Origin of the sequence: Pseudoalteromonas sp. P1-8, assembly GCF_001399985.1 — a bacterium.
Lineage (GTDB): Bacteria > Pseudomonadota > Gammaproteobacteria > Enterobacterales > Alteromonadaceae > Pseudoalteromonas.
In genome coordinates, this window is record NZ_LJSO01000016.1 from 65,102 (window position 1) to 71,206 (window position 6,105).

Below are 6,105 nucleotides of genomic sequence, written 5' to 3' on the forward strand. Positions count from 1 at the left end.
CACCTCGTTATTCATTAAGATACAAAAACTCTAACTTTAAAGCTCACTTTAAGGTCAAGATAAAAAAAGCGAGTGATGATAACTCACCACTCGCAAACTCATCGAAGTTAAGATGATAGGAAATAAACGCTAATTGGCTTTAACTTGCCATCGCATTGTCGACGTAATCTTCGACCATATCGGCAAAATCTTGATCAACAATACCCAGCTCTGCAAAGCACTGCTCTTTAATTTTGAACCACTCGCTCGAATACTGTTGGTGGCGGGCATAGTCCACAGCACTCTCTGCACATTTTAAGATGGCGTACGCCATACGTTGTTGTTCATCATTGTTTTGCTCTAAAAAGTGCGTGTTATGATGATTTAAAATAACGTGACAAAGTGGCTTAGGTAGGTGCCAAGATACCGAGATAAAATAGCCAATCACCGCGTGGTCGCACTGATAACGTGCTTGTTCTAGGTCGGTAATCGCATACTCTTTAGCTAAATTTGCTTGCTTAAGAACCTCAACATAATCTTTAAATTTTAATGCCATAGCCGCAATACCGACATTATGAAAAAGCCCTAATGAATAAAGTTCGTCCACTGGCATTAATGACTTATAACTGTTACCAAGCTGCACACAGGCATTCGCAACTTCAACTGACTCATCCCAAAAGCGCTCTAAGCTAATACAGGCATTGCCTTTAAAATTTTGCTTAAGCAAGGCCAAGGTTACTAGCCGATTAAGCTGATCTAAGCCTAAAAACATCGCCGCTTGGCGTATATCACTAATGGTGCGTTGTAAACCAAACACCGGGCTATTTATTGTTTTTAATAATAAAGCTGAAAGACTGATGTCTCTTGATATTAGCTGAGCTATTTTATCTAAGCTTGCATCCGACTTTTGCATTTCATCAGCAATTTGGCTCAATAGTTCAGGTTTTGGTGGAATATGAAAACCGCGTTCAAGCGAAACTAGGCGTTGTTCATCTAAGTTGATCATTTGCCCAAGAGCCTCCGTTAATAAGCAACGAGCAATTTAATGGTTTAGATGTGTAAAATAACCTAGGAACTTTGCCTTAGTATTGTTTGAGATCAATGTGTTGCGAAGAAAGGAAGATTAATTATTGAAAAGCTAACACGGCATATTATAGCAAGTTGCTATTATATGCCGTCTTTTTGAGGATTTGCTTAGTGAGCAAGTACGCTAAGCCACTCATCTGGGTTTGCTAAAATAAACTCAAATACATCGTTGTTATTTAAAGTAATACGAATTCCATCCGCTGTAATTGGTAGAATACCCGCGCCTTTTCCTGAACACTTATCAACGTTATTGATGTGCGCTCGTGAAAGTGTGTATGGACCTAAGCCTAATTCTTTATTAAACGGTTCAAAAACAATGTCTTGTTCTGTAACTAAAAGCTTACCATCCGCTTTTGCGACACCTGATTGAATAGTTGCTATTGATTCTTTGACTGTTTGCGCGTGCATATCCTTTACTCCACCTAACAATGAGTGTGACTTATACTCAATTAAATCATAAAAATTGCGTACCAACTTAAGATACAGCAAGTACAAAAAAAGTACAGTGTAATTGATTGCAAAGTTTTTTATGAAGAGCTAATTATTCGCTTTAAATTAATTTTACCTTAGTTGTTAAGGTTTTTTTTGTTCTCATAAAAAGTCGTTCTGACTTTAGGCCCTTCTTATGTGAACAAAAAAAATACTGCTATGCTTAAATTAACAACAGATAGGTACGGTAAACTGATGACAAAAGCGTTGCAGCAAACTAAAAACAAGTTAAAAATGAATGCAATTATAGTGATTGCATTATTAACGTCGCTCACTGTTACCTCATTATTCTTTTACAAAAATGTCGACTCACAATGGCATGACTATTCAAAAACCGCCGCTAACGTTTATGTACTTCACGACAAGCTAATACAAAGACTCGGTTATGGTGGCTTTATTCACCATTTTAAAAACCTAGTGCTCAGAAAAAATACAGAACTGTATCTTCCGCCCATTGAAAAGGAACTCATCGAAATAAAAGAGATCCTTGCCAAGCTTAGCGCAATAAAAGAATACGATCAGACTGCGCTTACTGACGTTAAAAAAACGGTCAGTGATTATGAAAGTAAAGTCGATATTGTTTTAAAGATGATTGCTGATGGCGCGACAAGCGAGCAAATAGACTCTATAGTAAAAGTAGATGACACAGCTGCTTTCAAGGCACTTGCCGCGTTCGAGCAACATGTAAACTTAATGCTTAAAGATAAAAGCATCGCCATTGATGAAAACTTCCAAATTGCTTACATCGTGCATGTGTTAACGATCATATTGCTCACCAGCATATTGCTTATTTACTTTAGAAAGCTCTCAAACTCTTATAAACAACAAATTGAGCTTACTGAGCGAGCTTTAGAAGGCGCGAGAATAAAATCAGAATTTTTAGCCAACATGAGTCATGAAATACGCACCCCACTTAATGGCATTATGGGGCTTTTACAAATTTTGCAGCCGAACATTCAAAAACCGAAAAATATAGAAGTTGTGTCTAAGGCGCTGTTTTCTTGTCGCTCACTCCTTACCATCATCAACGATATTTTAGACTTTTCGAAAATGGAGGCGAACGAGCTTTATATTGAACAGGTAGATTTTTCGATGTCGAAGGTCGTTGAGTCAATCAATTCTGATTTTCTGCCGCTTTGTAACGAAAAAGCAATTGAATTAAATATAGATATAGACGATGACGTTGAAGATTTATGGCTAGGAGACCCAGTTAGGGTTCGGCAAATTATTTTAAATCTGGTTTCTAACGCCGTTAAATTTACCGAGCAAGGTGGCGTGCAAGTAAAGATTAATAAATCTTCGCAAAACCAAAAGCAAGGTGTTGAGATAGAAGTGATTGATACTGGCATTGGTATGAATAAAGAGGGTTTAATGCACCTGTTTAACCGTTTTCAGCAAGCCGATAACAGCATAACGCGGCGTTTTGGCGGGACAGGATTAGGCATGTCGATCACCGCTAATCTCATTAACCGTATGAACGGTCGTATTGATGTAGACAGCGCACTCGGTAAAGGCACCCATTTCACGGTTTATTTACCGCTCAAAGTATCTGAAAAGCAGCACTTACATGATAGCTTTACCGATGTAACCGCACCTGTCTTATCGGCTAAAACCTTATTAATAGCTGAAGATAACCCGCTCAATACCATGATCATCAAGTCGATGCTTGCAGAAACCAACGCTGATCTTCACTTTGCAAAAGATGGCGCTGAAGCAGTCGAGCTATTTAAACAACTCAACCCCATTTTAGTTTTAATGGATATACAAATGCCCACAATGGGGGGGATAGAAGCCTGCTCACATATTCGTAGTATTGATAAAGAGGTGCCTGTTATTGCCTTGACTGCCAACGTGATGAAAGAAAATATCATCGAATACATGAATTGTGGTTTTAATGGCCACGTAGGCAAACCGATTGAAAAGCATTTACTATTTAAAGCACTGCATGACGTGATTGCAATTAGCCGTGACGAACTGGTGGATTAAGTTATTGTAAAAAAGTAATATTCCACTGATTTCTAATTATTTTAAAACACACCAAACTTTAAAATTATTCAATATTTTCAATCAGTTGAGGTTATATTTTACTGCTAACATTCTCATCCATAGCGCTGTACAAATCTTGTTCTATTTTGATTGACTTAACTAAAAAGATCCCTCATAGTCGAAAAAATCATCAGTACACATTACACCAAATTATAAAACCAAGTAGCAACCTAAAATGCTATCAACAAAAAATGTGGAGGAGATGCGTTATGAACCGTAAGTCAAAATTAATCTACCGTATTATGCTGGCCTCTAAGCTTCATAGCCGTAATAAAGAGATATCACTCGATAAACTAAAACAAGGCTGCTGCCTAAGTGACTCTGAATTACTAACCATCATAAAAGAGCTGGAAATTAAAAAACTGATCAGTTGGGATGCCAGTAAATCTACTTTTATGATTTCAGCCTAGCTCGGCATATTTAAACGACAGCTTAGCTTTTTCTTGCTGTCGTTTTTAGATATTTCCCCACCCTATTTAATCATTTAAGTATTTAGCTACCACCTACCTCTAATTAAGCTTTTAAATAAGAACTTAATCGATTATGTAACCACATTGTGAATACGTATGCATTTAATTGTAAATATTAGCTCAGGGTATATATTTAGTCGAAGTGTTGTTTTTTCATGCAACACCTTTATTCGACAACAAGGCCTGATATGAATTCATTGCTAACCAAAAGTTTGCTTATTTTATTACTAAGCCTAACTACTGCATGTACACACACTAAAACTTCAAACAGTGCCTATGAGCCCAAGCCTTACGTAAAGCTTACTCATCCTGAGTGGTCAAAAAATGCGGTGCTTTATCAATTAAATACGCGCCAATTCACTAAAGAAGGCACCTTTAATGCTGCACAGCAGCAATTGCCACGCTTGAAAGAGTTAGGCGTTGATATTATTTGGCTTATGCCCATAAACCCGATTGGTGAAGAAAACCGAAAAGGCAGTTTAGGTAGTCCTTATTCTGTAAAAGATTACCGTAAAGTAAACCCAGAATTTGGCACATTAGAAGACCTTAAAGCATTTGTGAACAAAGCCCATGATATGGGGATGTATGTCCTTTTAGATTGGGTAGCAAATCACAGTGCTTGGGATAATTGGCTTCGATATGAGCACCCCGATTGGTACGACCGAGACTACAAAGGCCAATTTAGACCGACACCGTGGTGGGATTGGTCTGACATTATCGATTTTAATTATTCAAAACCTGCAGTACGTGAGTACATGACAGAGTCGATGAAATATTGGGTAAAAGAAGTCGGTATTGATGGCTATCGCTGTGATGTGGCAGGCTTTGTGCCCGTAGACTTTTGGAATAACGTCCGTCGTGAACTCGATGAAATAAAACCAGTATTAATGCTGGCAGAATGGGAGTCTCGTGATTTACATGCTGAAGCCTTTGATATGACTTACGCGTGGTCATGGTCTGAACACATGCACAAAATAGTCAACGGCCATGCAGATGTCAGCGCCCTCTTCGTTTATTACTCATGGAACGAAAGTGCATTCCCAGCCGAGGCTTACCGCCTTGTGGGTGTTGCCAACCATGACACAAATGCATGGGAAGGCACCATGTTCGAAAACTATGGCGCTGCACTTGAAGCCGTCATTACATTATCTGTCGTTGGCGAAGGCTTCCCTATGATTTACAACGGCCAAGAAGCAGGTAACGATAAACGCCTCGCTTTTTTCGAACGTGACCCAATCAAATGGAAAAAGCACCCTATTGGTGATTTATACCAATCACTATTTGCACTCAAACATAGTAATGAAGCACTGTGGAATGGCCAATTTGGCGACCGCATGGTACATGTGCCAAACAGCGCACCAAAACAGGTGCTTAGCTTTGTTCGTGCAAAAGGAAAAGATAAAGTATTTGCCGTATTCAACTTATCGAAAGAGCCACAAACAGTTAACTTTAAAGAGCCATTGTTTTTGGGTAAGTACACAGATGCTTTCTCAAAACAGGCAATAGAATTTACTCACACAACAGAACTAACAATTCCAGCATGGGGGTTTAGAGTATTTGTAGAATAACTCGTCCTCTTAGCTTACTCCCCCCAATAACCAAATTTGATCCCATAACTAAAGCTATGGGATCAAATAATAAATTAATTACTTTACTAACATGACACCCATATTAATTTCTATTACTTCACAGAGTTAAACCTATGAAAAAATAACCTCTAACTAGACACCCAATTTAATATTTCTCACTTCTCATAATTATGACTAAACTTAAATTGTTCAACTCATGGAGGAGAAGAGCATGCGTAGAAACTTGATTAGCGTTTCAAACACGCCTTATTACCATTGTATTTCACGCTGCGTTCGTCGCGCTTATTTGTGCGGAAAAGATCCACTAACGGGTCGTTCATATGAACATAGGCGCGATTGGGTTGAAAAGAAACTACTTCAACTTGGGCGAATATTTTGTATTGATATTTGCGCCTACGCTGTAATGAGTAATCACACTCATCTGGTTCTTCACATTGATATAGCAA

At 38.4% G+C, this 6,105-nt stretch carries 5 protein-coding genes and 1 pseudogene; 4 read left to right on the forward strand and 2 right to left on the reverse strand.

The window, feature by feature from the left end; all coding sequences use genetic code 11:
* Positions 1–139: 139 nt before the first annotated feature.
* Together AN213_RS17995 and AN213_RS18000 are read right to left on the reverse strand one after the other, a co-directional pair.
* Positions 140–985: an HDOD domain-containing protein gene (locus tag AN213_RS17995; protein WP_054564081.1), complete on the reverse strand. Its 846-nt coding sequence runs from the start codon at positions 983–985 to the stop codon at positions 140–142.
* Positions 986–1,173: 188 nt separating this feature from the next.
* Positions 1,174–1,473, reverse strand: a complete 300-nt coding sequence (locus AN213_RS18000) for a hypothetical protein (RefSeq protein ID WP_055199282.1) — start codon at positions 1,471–1,473, stop codon at positions 1,174–1,176.
* 276 nt (positions 1,474–1,749) lie between these two features.
* Between AN213_RS18000 and AN213_RS18005 the strand changes: the two genes are divergently transcribed.
* The 4 genes and pseudogenes from AN213_RS18005 to AN213_RS20440 all read left to right on the forward strand — a co-directional run.
* Positions 1,750–3,540 carry an ATP-binding protein gene (locus AN213_RS18005; RefSeq protein WP_160318720.1) on the forward strand — a complete coding sequence of 597 codons (1,791 nt, stop codon included), beginning with the start codon at positions 1,750–1,752 and terminating at the stop codon, positions 3,538–3,540.
* Between the two features lie 269 nt (positions 3,541–3,809).
* A complete protein-coding gene (locus AN213_RS18010; protein WP_054564084.1) occupies positions 3,810–4,010 on the forward strand; it encodes a hypothetical protein in 201 nt (66 codons plus the stop codon).
* Positions 4,011–4,258: 248 nt separating this feature from the next.
* Positions 4,259–5,638, forward strand: coding sequence for an alpha-amylase family glycosyl hydrolase (locus AN213_RS18015; RefSeq protein WP_055199284.1), 1,380 nt, complete (start codon positions 4,259–4,261; stop codon positions 5,636–5,638).
* Between the two features lie 232 nt (positions 5,639–5,870).
* Positions 5,871–6,105 (forward strand): annotated as a pseudogene (locus AN213_RS20440) (transposase); the annotation flags it as partial.

Coding starts and splice junctions, on each gene's coding strand:
- AN213_RS18000 (WP_055199282.1), bottom strand. CDS start 1,473: ATGCACGCGCAAACAGTCAAAGAATCAATAGCAACTATTCAATCAGGT.
- AN213_RS18015 (WP_055199284.1), top strand. CDS start 4,259: ATGAATTCATTGCTAACCAAAAGTTTGCTTATTTTATTACTAAGCCTA.
- AN213_RS18005 (WP_160318720.1), top strand. CDS start 1,750: ATGACAAAAGCGTTGCAGCAAACTAAAAACAAGTTAAAAATGAATGCA.
- AN213_RS17995 (WP_054564081.1), bottom strand. CDS start 985: ATGATCAACTTAGATGAACAACGCCTAGTTTCGCTTGAACGCGGTTTT.
- AN213_RS18010 (WP_054564084.1), top strand. CDS start 3,810: ATGAACCGTAAGTCAAAATTAATCTACCGTATTATGCTGGCCTCTAAG.